We start from the raw sequence: 25,066 nt of genomic DNA on the forward strand, positions 1-25,066 counted from the left end.
GCCCGCCATGAACAAGACACCCGCGCAAGACGGATCCGGCTTCAGCTACAACCGCGCCGATTTCGAGGAACTGGTCGATTTCGCCCTGGAGCACGCCCGCAAGCTGGGCGCCACCGACGCCGGCGCGGAGGCCTCCGAAGGCTGCGGCCTGAGCGTTTCCGTCCGCAAGGGCGAGCTGGAGACCGTGGAGCGCAACCGCGACAAGTCGCTGGGCATCACGGTCTACGTGGGCAGCCAGCGCGGCAACGCGAGCACCTCCGACTTCTCGCGCCCCGCGATCGAGCGCACGGTGCAGGCGGCCTACGACATCGCCCGCTTCACGGCGCAGGACCCGGTCGCCGGCCTCCCCGAGCCGGAAGACGTCGCGCCCCTGGCCGAACAGCCGGACCTGGACCTCTTCCACCCCTGGGCCATCACGAGCGAGCAGGCGGCCGAACTGGCCCTGCGCTGCGAACGCGCGGCGTTCGCGACCGACGGCCGCATCACCAACAGCGAAGGCGCGGGCGTCTCCGCGCAGCAGAGCCACTTCTTCAGCGCGCACACGCACGGCTTCCGCGGCGGCTACGCGAGCTCGCGCCACTCGATCTCGGTCGCGCCGATCGCGGGCCGGGGCGACGACATGCAGCGCGATGCGTGGTACAGCTCCATGCGTTCGGCCGACGAACTCGCCTCGCCCGAATCCGTGGGCCGCTACGCCGCGGAGCGCGCGCTGGCCCGCCTGCAGTCCCGCAAGATCGCCACGCGCGAGTGCCCCATCCTGTTCGAGTCGCCGCTCGCCGCCGGACTGCTGGGCGCCTACGTGCAGGCCACCAGCGGCGGATCGCTGTATCGCAAGAGCACCTTCCTGCTGGATTCGCTCGGCAAGCAGGTCTTCGCCGACCACATCGACGTGGTGGAAGACCCGTTCGTCAAGCGCGGCAAGGGCAGCGCCGCGTTCGACGAGGAAGGCGTGCGGACGAAGCCGCGCAAGGTGGTGGACGGCGGGCGCACGGAAGGCTACTTCCTGAGCAGCTACTCCGCGCGCAAGCTGGGCATGCGCACCACGGGCAACGCGGGCGGCTCGCACAACCTCTCGCTCACCTCTCGCCTCACGCAGCCCGGCGACGACCTGCCCGGGATGCTGCGCAAGCTGGGCACGGGCCTGTTCGTCATCGAGCTGATGGGGCAGGGCGTGAACTACGTGACCGGCGACTACTCGCGCGGCGCGAGCGGCTTCTGGGTGGAGAACGGCGAGATCGCCTTCCCCGTGCAGGAGATCACCATCGCCGGCAACCTCAAGGACATGTTCCGAGGCATCGAGGCCGTCGGCGCCGACGTCTACAACTACGGCGCCAAGAGCGTGGGCTCGATCCTGGTGAACCGGATGAAGGTCGCCGGGTCGTAGGGTGCCCGCGGCACGCTGGTCGCCGGGTCGTAGGGTGGCCGGCGGCACGCCGGGAAGGTGAGCGAAGCGAACCCCACCGAGCGGCTCTGGCGAGCAAGCGCTGTCCGGTGGGGTTCGCTTCGCTCACCTTCCGCGGCTTCGCCGCGCCACCCTACAAGGCGCAGCGCGAGCCTTGGTTGTCCGGGGAAAGGAAGCGCTCCGCCAGCAGCACCCAGTACGCGGACCCCACGGCGATGTTGTCGTCGTGGAAGTCGTAGCCCGGGTTGTGCACCATGCAGGCGGAGGCCCCTGCAGCCGCATCGTCGCCGTTGCCGATCAGCACGTAGCTGCCCGGCACGCGCTCCAGCATGAAGGCGAAGTCCTCGCTGCCGGTGAGCGGCTGGCCCTGCGGCGTGACGCGCTCGGCGCCCAGCAGCTCCACGGCCACCTCGCGGGCGAACGCCGTCTCGGCCGGCGTGTTCACCAGCACCGAGTAGCCCCGCCGCCATTGCACGTCGGCCTGCACGCCGAAGCTCTGCGCCTGCAGCGTGACCAGTTCCCGGATGCGCCGCTCCAGCAGCACGCGCACGTCGCGGTCCAGGGAGCGGATCGTGAGTTCCAGCGTGGCGGTGGCCGGGATCACGTTGTTCGCCTTGCCGGCGTTGAGGGCGCCGACCGTCACGACCGCCGGCTGCAGCGGGTCGACGTTGCGCGAGACGATCGTCTGCAGCGCCATCACGGTGCTGGCCGCCGCCACGAGCGGGTCCGCCGCCTTGTGCGGCACGGCGCCGTGGCCGCCGACGCCGGTCAGCACGATGGTGGCGTAGTCGCTGGAGGCCATCATCGCGCCCTCGCGCATGACCATGTGCCCCTGCGCGATGCCCGGCATGTTGTGCATCGCGAAGATCGCGTCGCAGGGATAGCGGTCGAAGAGGCCCTCGTGCATCATGCGCAGCGCGCCGGCGCCGCCTTCTTCGGCGGGCTGGAAGATGAGGTTCAGCGTGCCGGTGAACTGCCCTTGTTCGGCCAGGTGCCGCGCCGCGGCGAGCAGCATCGCCGTGTGCCCGTCGTGGCCGCAGGCGTGCATGAGGCCCGGGCGCCGGCTGGCCCACGCACGGCCGCTGGCTTCCTCGATGGGCAGGGCATCCATGTCGGCACGGATGCCGAGCCGGCGGCCTCCCTTGCCGCGGACCAGGCGCCCGACGACGCCCGTCCCGCCGACGCCGCGCTCCACCGCGTAGCCCCAGGACTCCAGCTTGTCCGCGACCAGGGCCGCAGTGCGGTGTTCCTCGAAGGCGAGTTCCGGCTGGCTGTGGATCTCGCGGCGCAGCCGGATGAATTCGCCCGCCCGTTCGGTGAGCGCGTGCAGCAGGTAGGTCATCGCGCGGTCACTGCGGCTGCAGGTTGATGGACTTCGCGACGGCGCGGTAGCGCGCCATCTCGCCCTCGAAGTACTTCGCGGCGTCGGCGAGCGACATGGGGGCCGAAGGCTCCTGCGTCTGCAGCTTCAGCTGCGAGATGACCGACGGGTCCTGGAGCGTCTTGCCCACCGCGGCATGCAGGCGCTGCACCACCGGCTCGGGGGTGTTCTTCGGCACCATGAAGCCGGTCCACGTCTTGTAGTGGAAGCCCTTGAGCGCCTTGCCTTCGCCCACCGTGGGCACGTTCTTCAACAGTTCCGAGCGCTGCGCGCCCAGCTGGCCGATCACCTTCAGGCGCCCCTGGTCTGCCATGGCGCCCATCGCGGCGCTGTAGACGAGCACGGCGAAATCCACCTGGCCGCCGCCGACGTCCTGCAGCAGCGGCGCGTTGCCCTTGTACGGAACGTGCGTGGCCTTCATGCCGGTCACCTGCTGCATGTTCTCCACGATGAAGTGGTACAGCGAGCCGACGCCCACGCTGCCGTAGCTGAGGGGCTTGTCGGCCGACTTCTTCGCCAGCGCGATCAGCTCGTCGACGTTGTTCACCGGCAGGTCCTTGCGCGTGAGGACCACCATCACGGCGTCCGCGATCGGGGCGACCAGCCGGAAGTCCTCGGCCTTCAGGCGCACGGAGGAATTCGCCAGCGGCGACAGGATGACCTCGTTGGGCGAGCCCTGGAAGATGTAGTAGCCGTCGGCGGGCGCGGAGAGCACCTTCTGCGCCGCGATCGCGCCGCTGACGCCGCCGAGGTTCTCCACCAGCACCGTCTGGCCCAGCTCCTTGCCGAGCGGCGTCGCGAAGATGCGCCCGATGGCGTCGGAGGGACCGCCCGCGGGGTACGGAACCATGAGGTTGACCGGCTTGGCGGGCCAGGTGTCGGCGGTGGCGGCTGCGGCCAGCAGCATGCCGGCGAGCAGGGCGATGGAACGCTTGAAGAACCTTTGCATGCTTGTCTCCTCTGGATGGGGCGGAGCGCATCCTAGGAGCCGGGCAGGCATAACGTCCAATGCATTGTTGTACCTGATAGCATGAGTCGGATGAATACATTGCCGACGCCATGACGCTGGTGCAGCTGCGCCACCTGATCGCCCTCGTCGAGAGCGGCTCGTTCAGCCGCGCCGCCGAGGCCTTGTTTCTCACGCAGCCGGCGCTCAGCCGCAGCATCCGCGCGCTGGAGGAGGAGATGGGGCAGGCGCTGTTCGACCGCCTGGGGCGCCGCATCGAGCTCACCGCGTTCGGTCGCGACGTGCTGCAGCGCGCCCGGCAGATCGTCTTCGAGGTGGACGAACTGGCCGCGAACGGCCGCCAGCAGCGGGACGGGCGCGCGGGCAGCCTGCGCGTGGGCATGGGCTCCGGCCCGGGCGCGATGCTGATGACGCCGCTGCTGCTGGAGATGGCACGGCGCCATCCGCTCGTGCACCTGACCGTCAGCCGCGGCAGCACCGACCGCCTGCTGCAGGGACTGCGTGAGCGCGAACTGGATGCGCTGGTCGTCGACGCCCTGTCCGTGTCGCCGGCACCGGACCTGGAGCTGGTTACGCTCGCGGAAATGCGCGGCGTCTTCATGTGCCGCCCGGGCCACCCCTTGCTGCGCGCGGCCAGCGTGCGGTTCCCCGAGGTGCGCAAGTACCCGATCGCCTCCACCCCCTTGAGCGACGAAGTGGCGCGGATGCTGGTGGAGCTCTACGGCCCGGCGGCTCATCCCGAGGCGTGCGTCACCCTGCGCTGCGAGGAAATCGCCAGCCTCGTCGATGTGGCGCGGCAGAGCGACGCGGTGCTGCTCGCGATCCGCGCTTCGGCGCCGGACCTGGTGGAGCTGCCCATGAAGCCCGCCGTGGGGCGGAAGGCCCGCTTCGGCCTGGTCACGCTGGCGGGGCGCTCGGAGCCGCCCGCGCTGTCCATCGTGCGCGACCTGGCGCAGCGGCTCCTGCGGGACTGAGCCCGGGGCGGCCTCAGCCGGCCAGGGCCGCCTTCACCGCCGCCGACACCTGCCCCATGTCCGCCTTGCCGGCCAGGCGCTGCTTGGCCGCGCCCATCACCTTGCCCATGTCGCCGGGGCCGCTCGCGCCGGTTTCGGCCACGATCTTCTTCACTTCCGCGGCCACTTCGTCCGCGGACAGGCGCGCCGGCAGGTAGGCCTGCAGCACCGCCACTTCAGCCTGTTCCTTGTCGGCCAGGTCCTGGCGGCCGGCCTTCTGGAAGGCGTCGATCGAGTCCTTGCGCTGCTTCAGCAGCTTGTCGACGATGGCCACCACGCCGGCGTCATCGAGCTCCACCCGCTCGTCCACTTCCTTCTGCTTGATGGCGGCGGTGAGCATGCGGATGGCGCCCAGGCGCTCGGTTTCCTTGGCGCGCATGGCGGCCTTCATGTCTTCGGTGATGCGTTCCTTGAGCGTGGCCATGGTGGAATTCCTTGTCTGATGATGAAAAAAGCCCGCCTGAGCGTCCCCAGGCGGGCTTTTCGAAGGCTGTCAGCCGGGGCTCAGTAGAGCTTCTTCGGCAGCTGCATGGAGCGCACGCGCTTGAAGTGGCGCTTCACGGCGGCGGCCTTCTTGCGCTTGCGTTCGGCGGTGGGCTTCTCGTAGAACTCGCGGGCGCGCAGCTCGGTCAGCAGGCCCAGCTTCTCGATGGTGCGCTTGAAGCGGCGAAGGGCCACGTCAAACGGCTCGTTTTCCTTGACACGAATGGTCGTCATGACTTCCAGAAGATTCAGTGTGGCGGATGAAGATCGAGGGCATCCACCGAGTTTCCCCACCTTTGTTTCGATCAGGCCGGTGGGGGTTTGCCAGCAAAGCCCGAGATTATAGCCGCACGCGCAAACCCTGCAACGCCTGCCCTGTGCCCGCAGGCTTCTTGCTAGGATCAGCTCAATGTCCGCCAGCCAGGTTCCCCCCACGGTCAACCTCGACAATTGCGACCGGGAACCGATCCACATCCCGGGCGCGGTGCAGTCGCATGGCGCGCTCCTGGCCTTCGCGCCGGACGGCACCCTGCGCTGGGCGAGCGCCGGCGCGGCCGGCCTCCTCGGGGTGGCACTGCCTGCCCTCGGGGAGCGCCTGGGCAGCGGGCACTTCGGGGGCGACGCCCAGGTTCCGCTGGCGATCGCCGGCGGAATGGAGCCCATCGAGGAGGGCATGCCGCCCCTGCAGCACGAGGCGACCCTCGCCGGCCGCGCCTTCGACGTGTCGGTGCACCGCAGCGGCGGCCTGGCCGTCGCGGAGTTCGAGCCCCGCCGTTCCGGCGCCGAACAGCCCGGCGCCTTCGCCATCCGCGCGCACCGCGGCCTCGACCGGCTGCGGCGCGGCCGCTCGGTGCAGGAGTTGCTGGAACTGGCCGTGCACGAGATCCGGGCGCTCACCGGCTTCGACCGCGTCATGGCCTACCGCTTCCGCCACGATGCCAGCGGCGACGTGGTCGCCGAAGCGCGGGACGAGGCGCTGGAGCCTTTCCTGAACCGCCGCTACCCGGCCAGCGACATCCCGGCGCAGGCGCGCCGCCTGTACGTCACCAACACCTTGCGCCTGATCGCGGACGTGCGATCGGCCCCCGTGCCGCTGGAGGGCAGCGGGCCGCCGCTGGACCTGAGCCAGGGCGTGTTGCGTGCGGTGTCCCCGGTGCACATCGAATACCTGACCAACCTGGGCGTGGGCGCGTCCATGAGCGTCTCCATCGTCGTCGGCGGACGGCTGTGGGGCATGCTGGCCTGCCACCACATGACGGCGCGGCACGTGCCGTACGGCGTGCGCATGGCGTGCGACGTGCTGGCCCACGTGCTGGCCGCGGGCGTGCAGAGCCAGCTGTCCGCGGAGCACGCCAGCCGCGTGGCGGACGCGGCCAGCCTGCGCGGGCACCTGGTGGAGGCGCTGCTGGTCGGCGACGACCCGGTGCTGTCGCTGCGGACCTATGCCGAGGAACTGCGCGACGCCTTCGAAGCCCAGGCCATCGCCATCGCGGAAGGGGGCCGCCTTTCCCTGCACGGCGACCTGCCGCAGCAGGGCGTGCAGTCCCTGCTCGAATGGCTGCGGCAGCCCGAGAGGAGCCTGGACAGCGGCCTGTTCGCCGCGAACGCGCATGCGGAGCTCCCGCCCGGCATCGCCGCGGACCTGGGCTCCTGGTGCGGCGTGCTGGCGCTGCGCTTCGACGAGGTCGCGGACGCATGGGTGGTCATCCTGCGCCGCGAACAGATCGAGACCATTTCCTGGGGCGGCCGGCCCGAGAAGCAGTACGTCAACGGGCCGCTCGGGCCGCGGCTCACCCCGCGCGGCTCCTTCGAGGTCTGGAAGGAGACGGTGCGGGGGACGGCCGTCCCGTGGACGGCCACCGAGCGCGAGATCGCCCGCCAGCTGCGCGACGAACTCGGGCGCGCCGCTTCCGTGCGCCACGCCGAGCTCGGGCGTGCGCGCAACCAGCTGCTGGCGGTGCTGGGCCACGACCTGCGCAACCCGCTGCAGACGATCTCGATGACCTCGCACCTGCTGGAGCGGGGCGTCGACGCGGCCAAGATGGGCCAGCGCATCCAGAGCGCCACCTCGCGCATGCAGCGCCTCGTGGGCCAGGTGCTGGACATGTCCCGGCTGCAGGCCGGCCTGGGCCTGGGCTTCGCCTTCCAGCCCGTGGACCTGCGCGTGCTGGTCGACAACCTCGTCGACGAGGCCGTGATGGCGTACCCGGGCAGCACCGTCGAGCGCAGCCTGCCGCCCACGCTGCCTGCCGACGTGGACCCCGACCGCTTCGCCCAGCTCCTGGGCAACCTGCTGTCCAACGCCCGGCACCATGGGGAGGCGGGCAAGCGGGTGGCGGTGCACCTGGCGCAGCAGGGCGGTGAGGTGCTGCTCTCGGTGCGCAACGTGGCAGCGCCGATCCCCGAGGAAGCCGTCGCGCAGCTGTTCACGCCTTACAAGCGCCAGTCGGTGGGCAACGCGCGCAACAAGGGCGGCCTCGGGCTCGGCCTGTACATCGCGCACGAGATCGCGCGCGGCCACGGGGGCTCGCTGGAATACGCCTACGAGGCGCCCGACGTCGTGTTCACGGTGCGTTTTCCCGCGAAACAAGGCTAGCCGCCAGTGCCTGCGCGCAGGCATGGCCGCTCGCCCAGGCCCACTGGAAGTTGTAGCCGCCGAGCCAGCCCGTCACGTCCACGACTTCCCCGATGAAGTACAGCCTCGGCTGCTTCGTGGCTTCGAGCGTCTGCGACGACAGTTCGCGCGTGTCCACCCCGCCGGCCGTGACCTCCGCCTTGCGGTAGCCCTCGCTGCCCGTGGGCACCAGCTCCCACGCGGAAAGGCGCGCGGCGAGCTGCTGCAGGGCCTTGTCGCTCGCCTCGTTCACGGGCCGCTGCCACGCGGCGTCCTGCTGCACCCATGCGTCCGCAAGGCGCGACGGTACCCACTGCGCGAGCTCGTTCGCGATCAGCTTGCGCGAGCCGCGCGCCTTGGCCGCGAGCAGTTCGCCCGCGAGGTCCTGCCCCGGCGCCAGGTCGATGCGCAAGGGCGTGCCTTCCTTCCAGTAGCTGGAGATCTGCAGCACCGCTGGCCCGCTGAGGCCGCGGTGGGTGAAGAGCAGGTCTTCGTCGAACGCGACGCGCTCCTTCTTCGTGCCGGTCTCGATGCGCACCGGCAGCGCCAGGCCGGCAAGCTGGGCGAAGGGCGCCCAGGCCGCACCGTCGAAGGTCAGCGGGACCAGTGCCGGCCGCGGCGCGACCACGCGCAGTCCGAACTGCTGCGCGATGCGATGGCCGAAGTCGGTCGCGCCGATCTTCGGGATCGACAGGCCTCCCGTGGCGATCACCACGGCCCGCGTGCGCACGGCGCCACGGCTCGTCTGCAAGGTGTAGCCCTCGCCGTCGTGCGCGATCGCCGACACGCTGCACGGCTGCCAGTGCGTGACGCCGCCCGCCTCGCACTCGGCCAGCAGCATGCGGATGAAGTCGTCCGAGCTCTCGTCGCCGAACAGCTGGCCCTTGTGCTTCTCGTGGAAGGGGATGCCGTGCTTCTGCACCAGGGCGAGGAAGTCCGCGGGCGTGTAGCGGGCCAGTGCCGAGCGGCAGAAGTGCGGGTTGTCGCCCAGGAAGTGCTTGTGCGGCGCGCGCGGGTCGAGGTCGCGGTTGGTGAAGTTGCAGCGGCCGCCGCCGGAGATGCGGATCTTTTCCGCGACCTTCTCCGCGTGGTCGACCAGAAGCACCTTCACGCCGAGCTGGCCTGCCTGCCCCGCGCAGAAGAGGCCGGCGGCGCCGGCGCCGATCACGACGGCGTCGAAAGGGGAAAGGTCAGGCGAGGGCGCGTCCGGCATGGGCGCGCATTATCGGGCTCAGGCGGCGTGCGCCCTGGCCACGGCCTCGCTCGCCGCCGTGACGCCGCGCACGACGTCGCCGACGACGATCACCGACGGGCTCGCGAGCGCCTCGCGGGCAATGGTGGAGCCCAATTCGCCGAGCGTGGTCACCGCATGGCGCTGGTCGGGCAGCGAGGCACGCTGCACGACGGCCACGGGCGTGTGGGCGGGCAGCGCCGTCAGCAGGTCCTGCTGGATGCGGGTCGCGCTGCTCACGCCCATGTAGATCACCAGCGTCAGGTGCGCGTCGCGCGCGGCGGCGGCGAGCGAGCGCCAGTCCAGGCCCTCCGCCCCTTTCTGGGCATGGCCCGTGAGGAACACGACGCCCTGCGCATGGTCGCGGTGCGTGAGCGGCACGCCGAGAGAGGTTACCGCCGCGAGGCCGGCCGTGATGCCGTTGACCACCTCGACGTGGATGCCCGCCGCGCGCAGGTGCTCCAGCTCCTCGCCGCCGCGGCCGAAGATGAAGGGGTCGCCGCCCTTGAGCCGCACGACGTTCTCGCCTTCGCGCGCGGCCATGATCATCAGCTTCTCGATGAAGGCCTGCGGCGTGCTCTTGCAGCCGCCGCGCTTGCCCACGTAGACGACGCGCGCCTCCTTGCCGGCATGCGCCACGACCTCGCGGCTCACCAGGTCGTCGACCAGCAGCACCGTTGCGGCCTGGATGGCCTTGAGCGCCTTGAGGGTCAGCAGCTCCGGGTCGCCAGGACCCGCGCCGACGAGGGTGACTTTGCCTGTGTTCATGCGGTCGAAAGGTGCAAGATGTGTTCCACCTGCAGCGCGAGGGATTCGGGGATTGGCTTATGCCCGGCAAGCACGTCGCGGATGTAGGCGGCGGTGGTGTCCGGGTCCACTTCCTTCGGCAGGTGGGGCAGGTCGGTGAGCGTGCCCTTGCGGCCTTCCTCCAGCGTCACGCGCTCGCCGCGCACGAAGCCTTCCATCTGCGGGAGGCGGCGCGCGTCGGCGACCACCTCGCCTTCGGTGCCGCGCAGGAGCAGGGCGGTGGACCGCATCCGCTGGAAGACCTCGCCCATGGAGACCGCGTACTCGGGGTGCGTGTAGCTGCTCACGATGACGGCCGGGCCGCTGCAGGGATTCATCAGCTTCACCAGGCTGTGCGCGCTGTTGCGCAAGCCGATGACGCGGCGTGCATCGAGCAGGCGCTTCAGCCCGGGGCTGAGCACCTCGGTAGGGACGAAGGCGACCTGGCCGTCCTGCAGCACCGGGGCGGTTTCGGCCGCCTGCACGTCCAGCGCATGCAGCACGTCGCGCACGAACACGCGGCTTGATTCGGTGGCGGTGCCGTGGATCAGCACCGGCAGGCCGCGGCGCGCGACCAGGCCGGCGAGCAAGGGCGTGAGCACCGGCAGGCGGCGCGCGCCGTTGTAGCTGGGCAGCACGACGACGGGCTTGCCGCCGGCGGAGCGCACGGCTTGCACGCGCGCCGCGGTGGCGTCGAGGAAGCCGCACATCTCGTCGGGCGTCTCGCCCTTGACGCGCATGGCGATGCAGAAGGCGCCCACCTCCAGGTCGCTCACCTGGCCGTCGAGGATCTGGCCGAACAGGTCGGCCGCCTGCTCGCGCGCGAGCGCCCGCGCGCCCTGCTTGCCGCGGCCGATGTCCTTGAGGTATTGGCTGATGCCCACGGTCGGGATTGTCCCAGAGGGTTGATGACCTTTGCTTATATGACGAATGCTGGGGCTCGCTCGCGCGAAACCCAGCCCACAAAGCCCGTCGCGTCGCCGGCCCGTAGGCTGGGTTGCGCGAAGCGCACCGTAGGCTGGGTTTCGCGCCAGCGAACCCCAGCGATGCAACGCCTCCTACGCCACCTGCGCCACCGGCACCCCCCCCCGCACCATCCTCTTCAACTCCGGCACGCAAGACCCGCAATTCGTCCCGCAGCGCAAGCGACCCTGCACGGACGCCAGCCGCTCCTCCACGGACCCGCTGCACTGCGCCAGGTGGCTTTCGATCGCCGCGGCCTCCACCCCGAAGCAGCTGCACACCTGCCTGCCCGTCTTCTGCACGGCCACCGGCGCCTTCGCCCCCGGCGCGAGCAGCAGACGGCCGTACGCTTGCGCCGGCAATTCCTGCAGCAACAAGGACTTGATCCACGCCTCCGCTCTCGTGTCCCCGGCGAGCAGCAGGCCTTCCAGCAGCATGTCCCCGCCGGCGCGGCGCACGCGCACGGTGCGCCGCTGGCCCTTGCGGCGGTCGGCGTAGCGCAGCGTCTCGGTGCCGACGAGCCCGAACAGTGCTTCCACACGCTGCAGGACGTCGTCCGGGGGCGCCTCGTATGCCGCGGCCCGGAACAGGACGCCCGTCCGTTCGCGGCTTGCCGCGTGCTCGAGGGGCGCGTTGCCGGAAAAAGGCACGCAGGCCGCGAAGGGGAACAGGCCCATCAGCGCCTTCAGTTCCTCGCGCCGCTGCAGTGCATCCTCGCCGGGCAGCCATGCGGCGGCGAGCAGCGTCCACGGCAGTTCCGCCTTCAGGATCTTCACGGCGGCGTGCTTCAGCTCCGGCTGCTTGCTGGTCGGGCAGTACGCGGAAGTGGTCAGCGCGTTCACGCCGGCCAGCCGCTCGCCCGTGCTCGAGACGCCCGAGAGGAAGGACGGGCCCCAGTGCATGGCGATGAAGGCCTGGCCGAGGCCGACTTCCGTGCTCGCCTGCACCGGCAGCACGATGGATCCGCGCTTCGAGGTGACGTGCACCAGGTCACCTTCCTGCAGGCCGCGCCGCTGGATGTCCTGCGGGTGCAGTTGCACGACGGGTTCCGGCACGTGGCCGAAGAGCCGGCCGAGGGTGCCCGTGCGGCTCATGCCGTGCCATTGGTCGCGCAGGCGCCCGGTGGTGAGGGAGAAGGGATAGCGCGATTCGCGCGGCTCCGCGACCGGCTCGTACAGGACAGCAGCGAATTTCGCCTTGCCGTCGGGGGTGGGGAAGAGGCCGTCTTCGTAGAGTCGGGCGCGACCTTCGGTGGCGCCGGCGGGAAAGGGCCACTGGCGCGGGGCTGCTTCGAGGAGGGCGTAGGTCAGGCCGGTGATGTCGAGATCGCGGCCGCGGGTGGAGGCGCGGTGTTCGAGCCAGATGGCTTCGGGGGTGGCATAGGGGAAGAGCGTGCGCCGAGCGTGCCCCTCACCCCCGCCCTCTCCCCAGGGGGGAGAGGGAGTCTCCGTGCCTTGCTCCCTCCCCCTCTGGGGGAGGGCTGGGGTGGGGGCGTTCCCTCTCCCGCCTGCGGGAGAGGGCTGGGGTGAGGGCAATCGTCCCTCCAGCCGCTGCGCGAAATCCACCACGATCTCCCAGTCGTGCCGGGCACTCCCCGGCGCCGCCACCGCGGCCCGCACGCGGCTGATGCGCCGCTCGCTGTTGGTCACCGTCCCTTCCTTCTCCCCCCAGGTCGTCGCCGGCAGCAGCAGGTCCGCGTAGTCGCACGTCTCCGTCGTCGCGAACGCCTCCTGCACCACGACGAACTCCGCGCGCTGCAAGGCGCGCTTCACCGTCGCCTGGTCCGGCATCGATTGCGCGGGGTTGGTGCAGGCGATCCAGAGCGCGCGGATCTCGCCGTCGGCCGCGGCCTGGAACATCTCCACGGCGGTCTTGCCGGGCTTTTCGGGCACCGACGGCACGCCCCACAGCGCCGCCACTTCCGCGCGGTGCTGGGGATTCGCAAGGTCCCGGTGCGCGGACAGCAGGTTGGCGAGCCCGCCCACTTCCCGCCCGCCCATCGCGTTGGGCTGCCCCGTCAGCGAGAACGGGCCGGCGCCCGGGCGCCCGACCTGCGCGGTGGCCAGGTGCAGGTTGATCAGCGCCGCGTTCTTCGCCGTCCCGTTGGCGGACTGGTTCAGTCCCTGGCAGTAGAGGCTCAGCGTCGCCGGCGAGGTCGCGAACCAGCGCGCCGCCGTGAACAGGTCCTCTTTCGGGATCCCGCAGACCTGCGCCACGTGTTCCGGCGTGCACTCGCGCACCAGAGCCTTCAGTTCGTCGAAGCCGCTCGTGTGCGCCGCGATGTAGTCCGGCTGGGTCCAGCCTTCCCACAGCATGATGTGCAGCAGGCCGTGGAACAGCATCACGTCCGTGCCGGGCTGCACCGGCAGGTACAGGTCGGCGAGTTCCGCCGTGTCCGTGCGGCGCGGGTCGCAGAAGATCATCTTCGTCCCCGGCCGCGTGGCCTTCGCTTCCTCGATGCGGCGGAACAGGATCGGGTGCGCGAACGCCGTGTTGCTGCCCACGATGAACAGGCAGTCCGCATGGTTCACGTCGTCGTAGCAGGCGGGCGGCGCGTCGGCGCCCAGCGTCATCTTGTAGCCCGCCACCGCGCTGCTCATGCAAAGGCGCGAGTTCGTGTCGATGTTATTGGTGCCGACGAGGCCTTTCGCCAGCTTGTTGAAGACGTAGTAGTCCTCGGTGAGCAGCTGGCCCGAGACGTAGAAGCCCACCGCATCCGGCCCGTGGGCGCGGATCACCTGTGCGAAGCGGTCGGCGGCCGTGTCCAGCGCCGCCTGCCAATCCACGCGCACCGGCTTGTCGCCGCGCCGCTCGCGCAGCAGCGGGTGCAGCAGGCGCGTCTGGCGCGTGACGGTGGCGGACGCGGTGAGGTGCAGCGTCGATCCCTTGGTGCACAGCCGCCCGAAGTTGGCGGGATGCGCGGGGTCGCCGCGCACGCCCGTGATCTGGTCGCCCTCGGACTGGATGATCACCCCGCATCCCACCCCGCAGTAGGGGCAGGTGGACTTCGTTTCCCTCACCGGCAAGGCCCCGCTTTCGGTGGCTCGACGTCGATGGCCAGCGTCGCGAGTTCCACCGGGTCCAGCATCACGTTGCCCGCATCGACGCGACACGAGAAGCGCTGCGTGCACCCGTCGTCGGGCGCCTTCGCGCAGCCGTCGTCCAGGCCGATGGTCCAGTTGTGCAGCGGGCAGGCCACGCTGGTGCCGAACACGATGCCCTGCGACAGCGGGCCGCCCTTGTGCGGGCAGCGATCGAGCAGGGCGAAGACCTGGTCCTCGCCGTTGCGGAACACGGCCACGTCCATGCCGCGCTCGCGCGCCACGCGCCGCGCGCCGAGCACCGGGATGTCTTCCACGCGGCAGATCACCTGCCAGTCGTTCGCCTTCATGCCACCTGTCCTTCCGCGTCCAGCTTCTCGAATTGCCGCACGTCCACCTGCGCCTGCGCCTGCTCGAACCAGGGGTCGGGCTCGCCGTCGAGGGCGAACTGCAGCCGCTCCCACAGCGCCTTGCGGTTCGCGGGATCCTCCAGCACCTTCTTCTTCACGTGGTCCAGGCCGACGCGCTGGATGTAGTGCACGGTCCGTTCCAGGTACCAGCCTTCCTCGCGATAGAGCTGCAGGAAGGCGCCGCTGACCTCCAGCACCTCCTCGGCGGTCTTCACCTTGCAGAAGAACTGCCCGGCCTCGGTCTTGATGCCGCCGTTGCCGCCGACGTAGAGCTCCCAGCCCGAGTCGACGCCGATCACCCCGACGTCCTTGATGCCCGATTCGGCGCAGTTGCGCGGGCAGCCGCTCACCGCGAGCTTGACCTTGTGCGGCGCGTACATGCGCCACAGCGCGCGCTCCAGGTCCTTGCCCATCTGCGTGGAGTCCTGCGTGCCGAAGCGGCACCACTCGCTGCCGACGCAGGTCTTCACCGTGCGCAGCGCCTTCGCGTACGCGTGGCCGGAAGGCATGCCGAGGTCCTGCCACACGCCGCGCAGGTCCTCCTTCTTCACGCCCAGCAGGTCGATGCGCTGGCCGCCCGTGACCTTGACGGTGGGGATCCCGTACTTGTCCACGACGTCGGCGATGCGGCGCAGCTCGGACGCGGTGGTCTCGCCGCCCCACATGCGCGGAATCACCGAATAGGTACCGTCCTTCTGGATGTTCGCGTGGCTGCGCTCGTTGATGTAGCGCGACTGCGGATCGTCCTTCGCCTCCTTGGGCCAGGTGGAGATCAGGTAGTAGTTCAAGGCCGGCCGGCAGGTGGCGCATCCGTTGGGCGTGCGCCACTCGAGGAACTGCATGGCCGACGCGATCGTCACCAGGTGGTTGGCGCGGATCGCGTCGCGCACTTCCTGGTGGCTGTGGTCCGTGCAGCCGCACAGGGCCTTCTTCTTCGGCGCGGCGGAGTAGTCGCCGCCGGCCGTGAACATGATGATCTGTTCGACGAGGCCGGTGCAGGAGCCGCAGGAGGCGCTGGCCTTCGTGTGCTTGCGCACCTCGTCGAGCGTGAAGAGGCCTTTCTCCTTGATCGCCTTGCAGATCGTGCCCTTGTTCACGCCGTTGCAGCCGCAGACCTCGTCGCCGTCGGCCATCGCCGCGGCCTTGTTCTGGCCCTGGTGGCCGGCGTCGCCGAGGTTGGACTCGCCGAACATCAGCCTGTCGCGGATGTCGGTGACGGTGCGGCCCTCGCGCAGCAGCTTGAAGTAGTAGCTGCCGTCGACCGTGTCGCCATAGAGGCAGGCGCCCACCAGCTTGTCGTCCTTGAGGACCAGCTTCTTGTAGACGCCGCCGAAGGGATCGCTCATCACGATCTCCTCCGTGCCCTCGCCGCCCATGAACTCGCCGGCGGAGAACAGGTCGATGCCGGTCACCTTGAGCTTGGTGGACGTGAGCGAGCCGGTGTAGCGGCCGATGCCGAACTGCGCGAGGTGGTTCGCAGCCACCTTCGCCTGCTCGAACAAGGGTGCCACCAGGCCGTACGCGATGCCGCGGTGCGCCGCGCACTCGCCGACCGCATAGATGCGCGCATCGGTCACCGTCTGCATCGTGTCGTTCACGACGATGCCGCGGTTGCAGTGGATGCGTGCCGTCTCCGCGAGCTCGGTGTTCGGACGGATGCCGACGGCCATCACCACCAGGTCCGCGTCGACCTCGGTGCCGTCCTTGAACTTCACGGACTTCACGCGTCCGCTTTCGCCACCCACCAGTTCCTGCGTGTGGGCGCCGATCAGGAACTTCAGGCCGCGTTCCTCCAGCGACTTCTGCAGCAGCTTGCCGGCGACGTCGTCGAGCTGGCGCTCCATCAGCCAGGGCATCACGTGCACCACGGTGACGTCCATGCCGCGCTTCATCAGCCCGTTGGCGGCTTCCAGTCCCAGCAGGCCGCCGCCGATCACGACGGCCTTCCCGTACCTGGCAGCGGCTTCGATCATCGCGTTGGTGTCGGCGATGTCCCGGTAGGCGATCACGCCCTGCAGCTCCTTGCCCGGGACCGGGAGCATGAAGGGGTTGGATCCGGTGCACAGCAGCAGCCGGTCGTACTCCTCCTCGGTGCCGTCATCGGCACGCACCACGCGCTTGACGCGGTCGATGTGCACCACCTTCCTGCCGGCATGCAGGCGGATGCCGTTCTGCTCGTACCAGTCCCAGGAGTTCAGGACGATCTCGTCCAGCGTCTGCTCGCCCGCGAGCACGGGCGACAGCAGGATGCGGTTGTAGTTCGGATGCGGCTCGGCGCCGAAGACCGCCACCTCGTACAGCTCCGGCTGGATGCGGATCAGTTCCTCGAGGGTGCGGACGCCGGCCATCCCGTTGCCGACCATCACCAGCTTCATCTTCTTCATGCGTTCACTCCTGGGTCTGCGAGAGGGGTTGCGGGTGCGGGCGGCCGGAGGGCCAGCCGGTGGCGCCCGAGGACGCCGTGGTGCGGGCACGGCCGCCTTGGCCGACCCACGAGCGCGTCCAGCCGGACTGCATCACGCGCAGCAGGGCCAGCACCAGCAGGGAGAGCGCGGCGAACAGCAGGAAGCCCCAGGCGTAGCTGCCCAGGTACTGCTTCGAGAGGCCCATGGAGCTGGGCACGAGGCCGCCCCCGAGGGCGCCGATCTCGCCGATCATGGAACCCGCCACCGCGGTGGAAGCTGGCCACCGCAGCGGCACGAGCTGGAAGAGCGCGCCGTTGCCCGCGCCGAGCGCGGCGAAGCACAGCATCATCAGGAGCGTGGTGACCACGAGCGAGCCGCCGCTGAACCCGATGGCCACCAGCGAGGCCGTGACCACGCCCAGCACGAGGGTCAGCACGTTGATGCCGCCCCAGCGGTCCGCGAGCCAGCCGCCGCACACGCGCAGGGCCGCGCCCATGAAGGCCGCCAGCATCGTGAGCTGCCCCGCCTGCACCTTGCTCACGCCGAACTGCTCGAAGTAATAGGAAGGCAGGAAGCTGGTGAGGCCGATGAAGCCGCCGAAGGTGATCGCGTAGATCACGCTGAAGACCCACCCGTCGCCTTCGAACAGGCAGGCGACGTGTTCGCGCAGGCTGGCGTGGCGGTTCACGTCTGCGGGCTCGCGGGCGAAGGTGATCATCACCGCCATCGGCAGCAGGATGGCGACGGCGGCCACGCCGTACACCGCCTGCCAGCCGAGCCACTGCGCCAGCGGCGGCGCCACGAGCACCGATACCGCCGTGCCCACGTTCCCGGCTCCCACGATGCCCATCGCCAGCCCCTTGTGCTTGGCGGGGAAGGAGCCCGAGCCGAGGGACAGCGCCACGCCGAAGCTGGCGCCGGCGATCCCGAGCAGAACGCCCATGGCGAGCAGGTCGCCGAAGCTGTCGACGAAGAAGAGGCCGAAGACCATCGCGACGGCGATCAGCGCCATCTCCACCAGCGTGGCGTTCTTGCGGCCGATGTACTGCGCGAGCACGCCCAGCGGGAAACGCATCAGCGCCCCCGCGACGATGGGGATGGAGAGCATCAGGCCTTGCTGGGCCGCCGTGAGCTGGTAGCTCTCGCGGATGAAGGGCGCCATGGCGCCGTTCAGCACCCAGATCGCGCAGGAGAAGGCGAAGTAGAGGAACGCCGCGAACAGCGTGGGCGAATGGCCGGACTGCAGGAAGTGGTGGAACGCGCGCATCGTGTGTCTGGACCCCGGCACGCCGGGGGCGTGCCACGAATGAATCGAGTACAGGTCAGCACACGGCGTCGTGCGCACGGCCGGCGGTACGGTGCCCGGCCCGGGTGCGTCGTCACACCCGATGGCCTGGTCCTTGCAACCAGCGTGCCAGCAACGCCTGCCGCTCTCGATGACCTCCGTCCTGCTCCTCGCCACGCCCGATCCCGGTGCACCCGCCCTCGCTTCCGACTTCTCCGCCGCGGGTTTCGAGGTGCGCGGACAAGGCGATTGCGCCCACCTGGTGCGCGAGGCGCTGCGTGCGCAGGCCGACGTGCTCGTTTGCTGGGCGCCGCGCCCCGATGCGGCGCTGTTGCAGTCGGTTGCGACGCTGCAGGCCCAGCAGCCGATGCCGGTGCTGTTCTTCACCCAGGACGCCGGCGTGGAGTGCATGGAAAGTGCACTGGCCGCGGGCGTGCACGCCTGGGTGGTGCAAGGCTATGCGCCGCAGAGGCTCCGCGCCCTGGTGCACATGGCGCAGCTTCGCGAGAAACACGAGCGCGCCTTGCGCACGCAGGTGGCCGAACTCGGCGAGAAGCTGGAGGAGCGCAAGTGGGTGGACCAGGCCAAGGGCGTGCTGATGCGTGCCCAGCAGGTGAGCGAGGAGGACGCGTTCCGCATGCTGCGGCGCGCGTCGATGCAGGCCAACCGCAAGGTGGGCCAGCTCTCGAAGGACGTGATCGCGGCCGCGCGCATCGCCGAGGCCACGAACCGCGCGGGGCAGCAGCGCATGCTGTCGCAGAGGCTGGTGAAGCTCCATGCGCTGGCCTGCAGCCGCACCGACGGTGCCGCCGCCGCGGTGCTGATGAAGGAATCGATCCAGCGGGTGGAGGACAACCTCGCGTTCCTGGAGGCCGGCCTGTCGGTGGCGAGCTACGGTGACCTGGTGGCCGCCGCGCGTGCCGGGTGGAAGGTGCTGCGCGCCTTGCTGGAGGCGCCGGCGCAGCCGTCGGAGCTTCCACGACTCGACGCGGCCGCCGAAGCCGTGCTGGCGCAGGCGGATGCGCTGGTGCGCGCGTTCGAGGCCTCCGGCATCGCGCCGCAGGTGCACGTCGTGAACGTGGCCGGGCGCCAGCGGATGCTGTCGCAGCGCATGGCGAAGCTGGCGCTGCTGGGGAATGCGGCGGGACAGGCGGCGACGGCGCAGGAGTTCGAGCAGGGGCTTGCCACCTTGCAGCAGGCGCCGCTGTCGACGGCGCAGATCCGCGCGATGCTGGACCAGGGGGCGGCGGCGTGGAAGACGCTGCGCGCGGCCATGCCGGAGGCGGCGCAGGCAGGCGGGCGGATGAAGGTGGCCGCCGCGAGCGAGGAACTGCTGGAGGTGTTCGACCGGCTGACGGAGGCGTACCAGGGCAGCATGGAGGTGCTGGTGGGGGGGTGAGCCGTCCTCGGTGGGGTTCGCTTCGCTCACCTTCGGCGGCTGCGCCGCCCCACCCTACAACGGCCGCTGGAGTCCTGTAGGGTGGGGCGGCGCAGCCGCCGAAGGTGAGCGCCAGCGAACCCCACCGCCAGTCACGCCACCGCCTTTTCCTTCTTCCCGAACCCCGCCCCCACCCGCCCCGCAATCGGCTCCACCTTCCGTTGCTTCTCGTACAGGAAGGACAGGATCTCCTGCCGGCAATGGTTGTAGACCTTGTCTTCCGCCAGCGCGATGCGGTTGCGCGGACGTTCCAGCGGCACGTCCATCACCTGCCCGATGGTCGCGGACGGCCCGTTGGTCATCATCACCACGCGGTCCGACATCAGCACGGCCTCGTCCACGTCGTGGGTGATCATCATCACGGTGTTCCCCAGCTCGGACTGGATGCGGATCACCTCGTCCTGCAGGTGGGCGCGCGTCAGGGCGTCCAGGGCGCCGAAGGGCTCGTCGAGCAGCAGCACCTTGGGTTCCATCGCCAGCGCGCGCGCGATGCCCACGCGCTGCTTCATGCCGCCGGAGACCTGCGACGGCAGCCGGTCCAGCGCATGCGACATGTTCACCATCGCGAGGTTGTGCAGGATCCACTCCCTGCGCTCCGCGGCATTGCGGCTGTCCCGGAAGATCTTGTCCACCGCCAGCTCCACGTTCTGGTAGACGGTGAGCCAGGGCAGCAGCGAGTGGTTCTGGAACACCACGGCGCGGTCCGGCCCGGGCGCGTTCACCTCGCGGCCGTCGACGATCACGCCGCCGGACGTGCACGCCAGCAGGCCGGCCACGATGTTCAGCACCGTGGACTTGCCGCAGCCCGAGTGGCCGATCAGCGAGATGTACTCGCCGCGCCGCACGTCGAGGTTGATGTTCTTCAGCACCGGGTTGGGTCCGGGGAAGGTCATGTCGACCTGGGACAGCGAAAGGTAGGCTTGGGTCATGGCTTGTCCTCAAGCAGCAGCGGTGCCGCGGGTGACCTTGCGGCCGACGAAGGCGACGATGCGGTCCAGCGCGAAGCCGACCAGGCCCACGTAGACGAGCGCCAGGATGATGTCGCTGATGCGCGAGGAGTTCCACGCGTCCCAGATGAAGAAGCCGATGCCCACGCCGCCGATCAGCATCTCCGCGGCGATGATCGCCAGCCACGACAGGCCCACGCCGATGCGCAGCCCCGAGAAGATGAAGGGCGCCGCCGCGGGCAGCATGATCTTGCCGAAGTACTCCAGGCCGTTGAGCCGGATCACCTTGGCGACGTTGCGGTAGTCCTCGGGGATGTTGCGGATGCCGATCGAGGTGTTGATGATGATCGGCCAGATCGACGTGATGAAGATGACGAAGATCGCCGAAGGGTGCCCGTCGCGGAAGCCCGCCAGCGAGATCGGCAGCCACGCGAGCGGCGGCACCGTGCGCAGCACCTGGAACAGCGGGTCCAGGCCGCGCAGCGCCCAGGTCGACTGCCCCACCAGCACGCCCAGGCTGACGCCGGCCACCACCGCGAGCGAATAGCCGTACGCCACCCGCTTCAGGCTGGCGAGCAGCTGCCAGGCGATGCCCACGTCGTTGCCGCCGCGGTCGTACCAGGGGTGCGCGATCAGGTCCCACGTGTCCTGCACCACCTTCGCGGGCGAGGGCAGCGCGGCACCGGGACGGGAGCCGAGCACCTGCCACACGAGGACGAGGAAACCGATGATCACGAGCGGCGGCAGCACGTGGGTGAGGAAGCCGCGGACGGCGGCCCGCGTCCACGCCTGCAGCACACCCGGGGTGGCGGCGCGCGCCACGGGAATGGATTCGACGATGTCGCTCATGGGGCGTCCTTCAGGCGGCGGTCTTCAGGTACTTGATCTCGAGCGCGTCGAGGTACTTCTTCGGGTTCGCCGGGTCGAAGACCTTGCCGTCGAAGAACTTCTCGACGCCGCGCGAGGTGGACGCCGGGATGTCCTTCGCAGCCACCCCGAGGTCCTTCGCCGCCGCGCGCCAGAGGTCTTCGCGGTTCACCTTCGCGATCAGCGACTTCGTGTCCAGGTTGGGCGGCAGGTAGCCCCAGCGCTGGTTCTCGGTGAGGAACCAGAGGTCGTGGCTCTGGAAGGGATAGGACGCCTGGTCGCGCCAGTAGCGCATCTGGTACCTGCTGTTCGCTTCCACGCGACCCGTGCCGTAGTCGAAGTTGCCCTGGATGCGGTCGACGATGTCGTCCACCGGCGCGCTGATCCAGCGGCGGCGCGAGCAGATCTCGGCGACCTCGGCGCGGTTCTTCGTCTCCTCGCACCACATCTGGGCTTCCATCACCGCCTTGAGGAGCGCGCGGGTGGCGTTCGGGTTCGCCTGCACGTAGTCGGCGCGCATCGCGAACGCCTTCTCCGGATGGTTCATCCACAGCTCGCTGGTGGTGAGCGCCGTGTAGCCGATCTTCTGGTGAATGAGCTGCAGGTTCCAGGGCTCGCAGACGCAGAAGGTGTCCATGCTGCCCACCTTCATGTTGGCCACCATCTGCGCGGGCGGCACCACGATGGTGTTGATGTCGCGCGTGGGGTCCACGCCGCCGGCCGCCATCCAGTAGCGGATCCACAGGTCGTGCGTGCCGCCGGGGAAGGTCATCGCGGCGTTCACGGGCTTGCCGGTCTTCACGCGCTTGTCCAGCAGCGCCTTGCGGAACGCCTTCGTGTCGACGCCGACCTTCAGGTCCTTGTATTCGTTGGACACGGAGATGCCCTGGCCGCCGAGGTTCAGGCGCGCCAGGATGTTCATCGGCACGGGCACGTTGTTGGGCGTCACCGCCCCGGTGGTGATCAGGTACGGCATGGGCGTCAGGATGTGCGCGCCGTCGATGCCGTTGCTCTTCGAGCCCAGCACCAGGTTGTCGCGCGTCGCGCCCCAGGAGGACTGCTTCAGCACCTCCACCTCGGTCATGCCGTGCTTCCTGAAGAACCCCTTCTCGTCGGCGACGAAGAGCGGCGCCGCGTCGGTGAGCGCGATGAAGCCCAGCTTCGCCTTCGTCGTCTCCAGGGCGCTGCCTTGCGCGACGGCGATGCCGGGGAAGCCGCCCGCGAGGCTGGCGCCCCCGAGCGCCGCGGCGCCGCGCAGGACGGTGCGGCGGGAGAAGGTGTTGCTTGGCATCGATAGCTCCTGGTTGCGAGAGAGAAAAAAGAAACGGCGGCCATCGCGCTGCGTGCCTGGGCACACAGGGATGGACGCCGTTGTCCGGATGTCGGGTCGTGCGCGCGCCGCCGTTGGCGCCCGTTCGGGAGGAGGGGATGCAGGGACCGTGCCAGCTCTTGTGCACCGCAGCAGTGCGCTAGCGCCCGGCCGGCAGCACCTCCGCCAGCGAGAGCACCGCCTCGGCCACGTCCACGATGCGGCGGTTCTGGTTCATGGCCATCTGGCGCAAGGCCTTGTACGCCTCGTCCTCCGTCATGCTCCGGTGCGCCATCAGCAGGCCCTTGGCGCGTTCGACGAGCTTGCGTTCGCCGAGCGAGGCGCGTGCCGCATCGAGCTCGTCCCCCATCGCCTGCAGCCGGCGCGACTGCTCCTGCACCAGCGCGAGGACGGAGCGTTCGAGCTGCGGCCCCAGCGGCGCGGTGCCGTCGGCGCCGGGGCAGGGCGCCTCGCGCGCCAGCGCTTCCAGCAGCGCGCGGCGGTCGCGCAGCTCCCTGCGTGCCTGGGCGATGCGGGTCTCGCACAGGCGGCGCAGGTGCAGCGCGAGCCTTTCCTCGACGCTGCGCATGGCGTCGATGCGGCACGTGGCCCACTGGTACCACTCCGTGCTGAGGCTGCTGTCCACGGCGCCGGGTCGGCCCGCGCAGCCGATGCGACGCAGGCGCTCCACTTCGGCGCCCACCGCCCGGTCGCGGCTCGCCTCGTCGGCGCGCACCACCTCGGGATCCGAGAAATCGGCAAAGACCCGGAAGCAGCCTTGCTGCGCCTCGATCAGGTGCAGCCATTGCTGCTGGCCGGCGGGCGCGAGGGTGCCGGACGCGAAGAGGTTCGCGCCATGCGCCCGCTCCTGGCCCGCCAGTTCCTTGCCCTGCATGAAGTGGAAGAGCGCGACGAGGGCGCGCGAGACCTCCGGGTCCGACGCGCTGTCGGCGGCCTCGAACACCACGGCGAGCAGGCCCGCGATGAGCCTGCTGAACGCCGCCGTCGCCTCGCGCGCGGCGATCGCCCGGGTGCCGACCTGTTCGCGCAGGGCCGGCAGGCCTTCCAGTGCGTGCAGCACCACGGCGACGCGACTGAAGAGGCGGGCGCCGTTGCGCGCATGCGCCGAATCCGTGTCCAGCACCTCGAAGAACGTGCGCACGCGGGCCTCGGCGACCATGCATTCGGCCAGCTGCTGTTCGCGCTGCAGGCCGAAGCGGGAGCCCTGCGAGGCGAGGAAACCGTTCGAGAGGCCGCGCTCCCGCTGCAGCGCATGCACGAAGCGGCCGATGGCGCCCACCAGCTCGCCGGTGCGGGCCAGCTCCTCCAGGTCGGCGATCTCGCACTGGCGGGCGGCAAGGAGGAAGGTGGAGCCGGACTTCACGCGCAGGCTGCAGCAACAAGCGTGCCGCGGCGGGGGAAAAGGGGCGGCCGGTACACTGCCCGCATGATCGTTCTGGGCATCGAGTCTTCCTGCGACGAGACCGGCGTGGCCGTGGTCGAAACCGGCGCGCAACCGGTCCCGGTGCTGCGCGCGCACGCGCTGCACAGCCAGGTCGAGATGCACCAGGCCTACGGCGGCGTGGTGCCGGAACTGGCGAGCCGCGACCACATCCGCCGCGTGCTGCCGCTCGCCGGGCAGGTGCTGGCCGATTCCGGCTGCGCGCTCGCGGACGTCGACGTGGTCGCGTACACCCGCGGGCCGGGCCTCGCCGGCGCCCTGCTGGTGGGAGCGGGCGTGGCCTGCGCGCTGGGCGCGGCGCTCGCCAAGCCGGTGCTGGGCGTGCACCACCTCGAAGGGCACCTGCTGTCGCCTTTCCTCAGCCAGGACCCGCCGGAGTTCCCCTTCGTCGCGCTGCTGGTGTCCGGCGGCCACACGCAGCTGATGCAGGTGGACGGCGTCGGCCGCTACACCCTGCTCGGCGAGACGATCGACGATGCGGCCGGCGAAGCCTTCGACAAGTCGGCCAAGCTGCTCGGCCTCGGCTATCCGGGCGGGCCGGCCTTGTCCCGGCTCGCGGAGCAGGGCGATCCGGCCGCCTTCAAGCTGCCGCGCCCGCTGCTGCACAGCGGCGACCTCGACTTCTCCTTCGCGGGCCTGAAGACGGCCGTGCTCACGCAGGTGCACAAGCTCGGTGCGGAGCTTCAGGCGCGCAAGGCCGACCTGGCGGCGTCCACGGAGGCGGCCATTGTCGAGGTGCTGGTGAAGAAATCGCTGGCAGCACTGGATCGCAGCGGCTTGCAGCGCCTGGTGGTGGCCGGCGGCGTGGGGGCGAACCGACGCCTGCGTGCGCAACTTGACGCCGCCTGCGCGAAGCGGGGCGTGCGCGTGCACTACCCGGAGCTGGCGCTGTGCACGGACAACGGGGCCATGATCGCGCTGGCCGCCGCCATGCGGCTGCAGGCGGGCGTGCAGCAGCCCAGCGACAGCTATGCCTTCGACGTCAAGCCCCGCTGGCCGCTCGATCTGACGGCAATTGCCTAAAGGGGTTTCCCGCAAGCTCGCCGGCGGAGTGCGTGCCTA

Annotated in this window: 20 protein-coding genes; 5 read left to right on the forward strand and 15 right to left on the reverse strand. The window is 70.2% G+C overall.

What is annotated here, in order from left to right; genetic code table 11:
- Window positions 1–7 precede the first annotated feature (7 nt).
- Window positions 8–1,384 carry a metalloprotease PmbA gene (gene pmbA, locus H8N03_RS04310; RefSeq protein ID WP_187074870.1) on the forward strand — a complete coding sequence of 459 codons (1,377 nt, stop codon included), beginning with the start codon at window positions 8–10 and terminating at the stop codon, window positions 1,382–1,384.
- A gap of 151 nt (window positions 1,385–1,535) precedes the next feature.
- Here the strand turns inward: pmbA and H8N03_RS04315 are convergent, their stop codons facing one another.
- Window positions 1,536–2,744 carry a M20 aminoacylase family protein gene (locus tag H8N03_RS04315; protein WP_187074871.1) on the reverse strand — a complete coding sequence of 403 codons (1,209 nt, stop codon included), beginning with the start codon at window positions 2,742–2,744 and terminating at the stop codon, window positions 1,536–1,538.
- 7 nt (window positions 2,745–2,751) lie between these two features.
- Window positions 2,752–3,732: a tripartite tricarboxylate transporter substrate binding protein gene (locus H8N03_RS04320; RefSeq protein ID WP_187074872.1), complete on the reverse strand. Its 981-nt coding sequence runs from the start codon at window positions 3,730–3,732 to the stop codon at window positions 2,752–2,754.
- A gap of 110 nt (window positions 3,733–3,842) precedes the next feature.
- Between H8N03_RS04320 and H8N03_RS04325 the strand changes: the two genes are divergently transcribed.
- Window positions 3,843–4,724, forward strand: coding sequence for a LysR family transcriptional regulator (locus tag H8N03_RS04325; RefSeq protein WP_187074873.1), 882 nt, complete (start codon window positions 3,843–3,845; stop codon window positions 4,722–4,724).
- 13 nt (window positions 4,725–4,737) lie between these two features.
- On the opposite strand, the gene H8N03_RS04330 is transcribed toward H8N03_RS04325, so the two are convergent.
- Both H8N03_RS04330 and rpsU read right to left on the reverse strand, forming a co-directional pair.
- Window positions 4,738–5,187: a GatB/YqeY domain-containing protein gene (locus H8N03_RS04330; RefSeq protein WP_187074874.1), complete on the reverse strand. Its 450-nt coding sequence runs from the start codon at window positions 5,185–5,187 to the stop codon at window positions 4,738–4,740.
- Between the two features lie 80 nt (window positions 5,188–5,267).
- Window positions 5,268–5,480 (reverse strand): 30S ribosomal protein S21, encoded by a 213-nt coding sequence (gene rpsU, locus H8N03_RS04335; protein WP_104301834.1) that lies wholly within the window; start codon window positions 5,478–5,480, stop codon window positions 5,268–5,270.
- A 175-nt stretch (window positions 5,481–5,655) separates the two neighbouring features.
- On the opposite strand from rpsU, the gene H8N03_RS04340 reads away from it, so the two are divergent.
- On the forward strand, window positions 5,656–7,842 hold the full coding sequence (locus H8N03_RS04340; RefSeq protein ID WP_187074875.1) for an ATP-binding protein: 2,187 nt from the start codon (window positions 5,656–5,658) through the stop codon (window positions 7,840–7,842).
- Here the strand turns inward: H8N03_RS04340 and H8N03_RS04345 are convergent.
- The 7 genes from H8N03_RS04345 to H8N03_RS04375 all read right to left on the reverse strand — a co-directional run bounded on the left by H8N03_RS04345 (window position 7,811) and on the right by H8N03_RS04375 (window position 17,963).
- Window positions 7,811–9,073: a BaiN/RdsA family NAD(P)/FAD-dependent oxidoreductase gene (locus H8N03_RS04345; protein WP_187074876.1), complete on the reverse strand. Its 1,263-nt coding sequence runs from the start codon at window positions 9,071–9,073 to the stop codon at window positions 7,811–7,813. The genes H8N03_RS04340 and H8N03_RS04345 overlap by 32 nt on opposite strands.
- Window positions 9,074–9,091: 18 nt before the next feature.
- On the reverse strand, window positions 9,092–9,859 hold the full coding sequence (gene cobA / locus H8N03_RS04350; protein WP_187074877.1) for a uroporphyrinogen-III C-methyltransferase: 768 nt from the start codon (window positions 9,857–9,859) through the stop codon (window positions 9,092–9,094).
- On the reverse strand, window positions 9,856–10,761 hold the full coding sequence (gene ybiB / locus H8N03_RS04355) for a DNA-binding protein YbiB (protein WP_187074878.1): 906 nt from the start codon (window positions 10,759–10,761) through the stop codon (window positions 9,856–9,858). The genes cobA and ybiB overlap by 4 nt, the downstream gene beginning before the upstream one ends.
- Window positions 10,762–10,935: 174 nt before the next feature.
- Window positions 10,936–13,860 carry a nitrate reductase gene (locus H8N03_RS04360; RefSeq protein ID WP_187074879.1) on the reverse strand — a complete coding sequence of 975 codons (2,925 nt, stop codon included), beginning with the start codon at window positions 13,858–13,860 and terminating at the stop codon, window positions 10,936–10,938.
- A complete protein-coding gene (gene nirD, locus H8N03_RS04365) occupies window positions 13,857–14,231 on the reverse strand; it encodes a nitrite reductase small subunit NirD (RefSeq protein WP_187074880.1) in 375 nt (124 codons plus the stop codon). The genes H8N03_RS04360 and nirD overlap by 4 nt, the downstream gene beginning before the upstream one ends.
- The gene (nirB, locus tag H8N03_RS04370; RefSeq protein ID WP_187074881.1) at window positions 14,228–16,675 is read right to left on the reverse strand and encodes a nitrite reductase large subunit NirB; all 2,448 of its coding nucleotides are present in this window, start codon (window positions 16,673–16,675) and stop codon (window positions 14,228–14,230) included. Before nirB ends, nirD begins: the two co-directional genes overlap by 4 nt.
- 4 nt (window positions 16,676–16,679) lie before the next feature.
- Window positions 16,680–17,963 (reverse strand): MFS transporter, encoded by a 1,284-nt coding sequence (locus tag H8N03_RS04375; RefSeq protein WP_187074882.1) that lies wholly within the window; start codon window positions 17,961–17,963, stop codon window positions 16,680–16,682.
- Window positions 17,964–18,132: 169 nt separating this feature from the next.
- Between H8N03_RS04375 and H8N03_RS04380 the strand changes: the two genes are divergently transcribed.
- Entirely contained in the window at window positions 18,133–19,380 is a 1,248-nt protein-coding gene (locus H8N03_RS04380) for an ANTAR domain-containing protein (protein WP_187074883.1), read from the forward strand.
- 131 nt (window positions 19,381–19,511) lie between these two features.
- Here the strand turns inward: H8N03_RS04380 and H8N03_RS04385 are convergent, their stop codons facing one another.
- From H8N03_RS04385 to H8N03_RS04400, 4 genes are all read right to left on the reverse strand, one after another.
- Entirely contained in the window at window positions 19,512–20,348 is an 837-nt protein-coding gene (locus H8N03_RS04385; protein ID WP_187074884.1) for an ABC transporter ATP-binding protein, read from the reverse strand.
- A gap of 9 nt (window positions 20,349–20,357) precedes the next feature.
- Window positions 20,358–21,215 carry a nitrate ABC transporter permease gene (gene ntrB / locus H8N03_RS04390; RefSeq protein ID WP_187074885.1) on the reverse strand — a complete coding sequence of 286 codons (858 nt, stop codon included), beginning with the start codon at window positions 21,213–21,215 and terminating at the stop codon, window positions 20,358–20,360.
- A gap of 10 nt (window positions 21,216–21,225) precedes the next feature.
- On the reverse strand, window positions 21,226–22,524 hold the full coding sequence (locus H8N03_RS04395; RefSeq protein ID WP_187074886.1) for a CmpA/NrtA family ABC transporter substrate-binding protein: 1,299 nt from the start codon (window positions 22,522–22,524) through the stop codon (window positions 21,226–21,228).
- A 178-nt stretch (window positions 22,525–22,702) separates the two neighbouring features.
- The gene (locus H8N03_RS04400) at window positions 22,703–23,926 is read right to left on the reverse strand and encodes a nitrate- and nitrite sensing domain-containing protein (RefSeq protein ID WP_187074887.1); all 1,224 of its coding nucleotides are present in this window, start codon (window positions 23,924–23,926) and stop codon (window positions 22,703–22,705) included.
- 63 nt (window positions 23,927–23,989) lie between these two features.
- Here H8N03_RS04400 and tsaD point away from each other — a divergent pair, with 63 nt between their 5' ends.
- Window positions 23,990–25,027, forward strand: a complete 1,038-nt coding sequence (gene tsaD / locus H8N03_RS04405) for a tRNA (adenosine(37)-N6)-threonylcarbamoyltransferase complex transferase subunit TsaD (protein ID WP_187074888.1) — start codon at window positions 23,990–23,992, stop codon at window positions 25,025–25,027.
- Window positions 25,028–25,066: the final 39 nt, after the last annotated feature.

The organism is Ramlibacter cellulosilyticus (assembly GCF_014297465.1).
Classification (GTDB): Bacteria; Pseudomonadota; Gammaproteobacteria; order Burkholderiales; family Burkholderiaceae_C; genus Ramlibacter; species Ramlibacter cellulosilyticus.

Bases quoted from the DNA above. Each gene is read 5' to 3' on its own strand.
- nirB (WP_187074881.1), bottom strand. From the start codon at position 16,675: ATGAAGAAGATGAAGCTGGTGATGGTCGGCAACGGGATGGCCGGCGTC.
- H8N03_RS04385 (WP_187074884.1), bottom strand. From the start codon at position 20,348: ATGACCCAAGCCTACCTTTCGCTGTCCCAGGTCGACATGACCTTCCCC.
- pmbA (WP_187074870.1), top strand. From the start codon at position 8: ATGAACAAGACACCCGCGCAAGACGGATCCGGCTTCAGCTACAACCGC.
- H8N03_RS04325 (WP_187074873.1), top strand. From the start codon at position 3,843: ATGACGCTGGTGCAGCTGCGCCACCTGATCGCCCTCGTCGAGAGCGGC.
- H8N03_RS04315 (WP_187074871.1), bottom strand. From the start codon at position 2,744: ATGACCTACCTGCTGCACGCGCTCACCGAACGGGCGGGCGAATTCATC.
- H8N03_RS04330 (WP_187074874.1), bottom strand. From the start codon at position 5,187: ATGGCCACGCTCAAGGAACGCATCACCGAAGACATGAAGGCCGCCATG.
- rpsU (WP_104301834.1), bottom strand. From the start codon at position 5,480: ATGACGACCATTCGTGTCAAGGAAAACGAGCCGTTTGACGTGGCCCTT.
- H8N03_RS04380 (WP_187074883.1), top strand. From the start codon at position 18,133: ATGACCTCCGTCCTGCTCCTCGCCACGCCCGATCCCGGTGCACCCGCC.
- nirD (WP_187074880.1), bottom strand. From the start codon at position 14,231: ATGAAGGCGAACGACTGGCAGGTGATCTGCCGCGTGGAAGACATCCCG.
- cobA (WP_187074877.1), bottom strand. From the start codon at position 9,859: ATGAACACAGGCAAAGTCACCCTCGTCGGCGCGGGTCCTGGCGACCCG.
- ntrB (WP_187074885.1), bottom strand. From the start codon at position 21,215: ATGAGCGACATCGTCGAATCCATTCCCGTGGCGCGCGCCGCCACCCCG.
- H8N03_RS04345 (WP_187074876.1), bottom strand. From the start codon at position 9,073: ATGCCGGACGCGCCCTCGCCTGACCTTTCCCCTTTCGACGCCGTCGTG.
- H8N03_RS04375 (WP_187074882.1), bottom strand. From the start codon at position 17,963: ATGCGCGCGTTCCACCACTTCCTGCAGTCCGGCCATTCGCCCACGCTG.
- H8N03_RS04395 (WP_187074886.1), bottom strand. From the start codon at position 22,524: ATGCCAAGCAACACCTTCTCCCGCCGCACCGTCCTGCGCGGCGCCGCG.
- H8N03_RS04320 (WP_187074872.1), bottom strand. From the start codon at position 3,732: ATGCAAAGGTTCTTCAAGCGTTCCATCGCCCTGCTCGCCGGCATGCTG.
- tsaD (WP_187074888.1), top strand. From the start codon at position 23,990: ATGATCGTTCTGGGCATCGAGTCTTCCTGCGACGAGACCGGCGTGGCC.
- H8N03_RS04340 (WP_187074875.1), top strand. From the start codon at position 5,656: ATGTCCGCCAGCCAGGTTCCCCCCACGGTCAACCTCGACAATTGCGAC.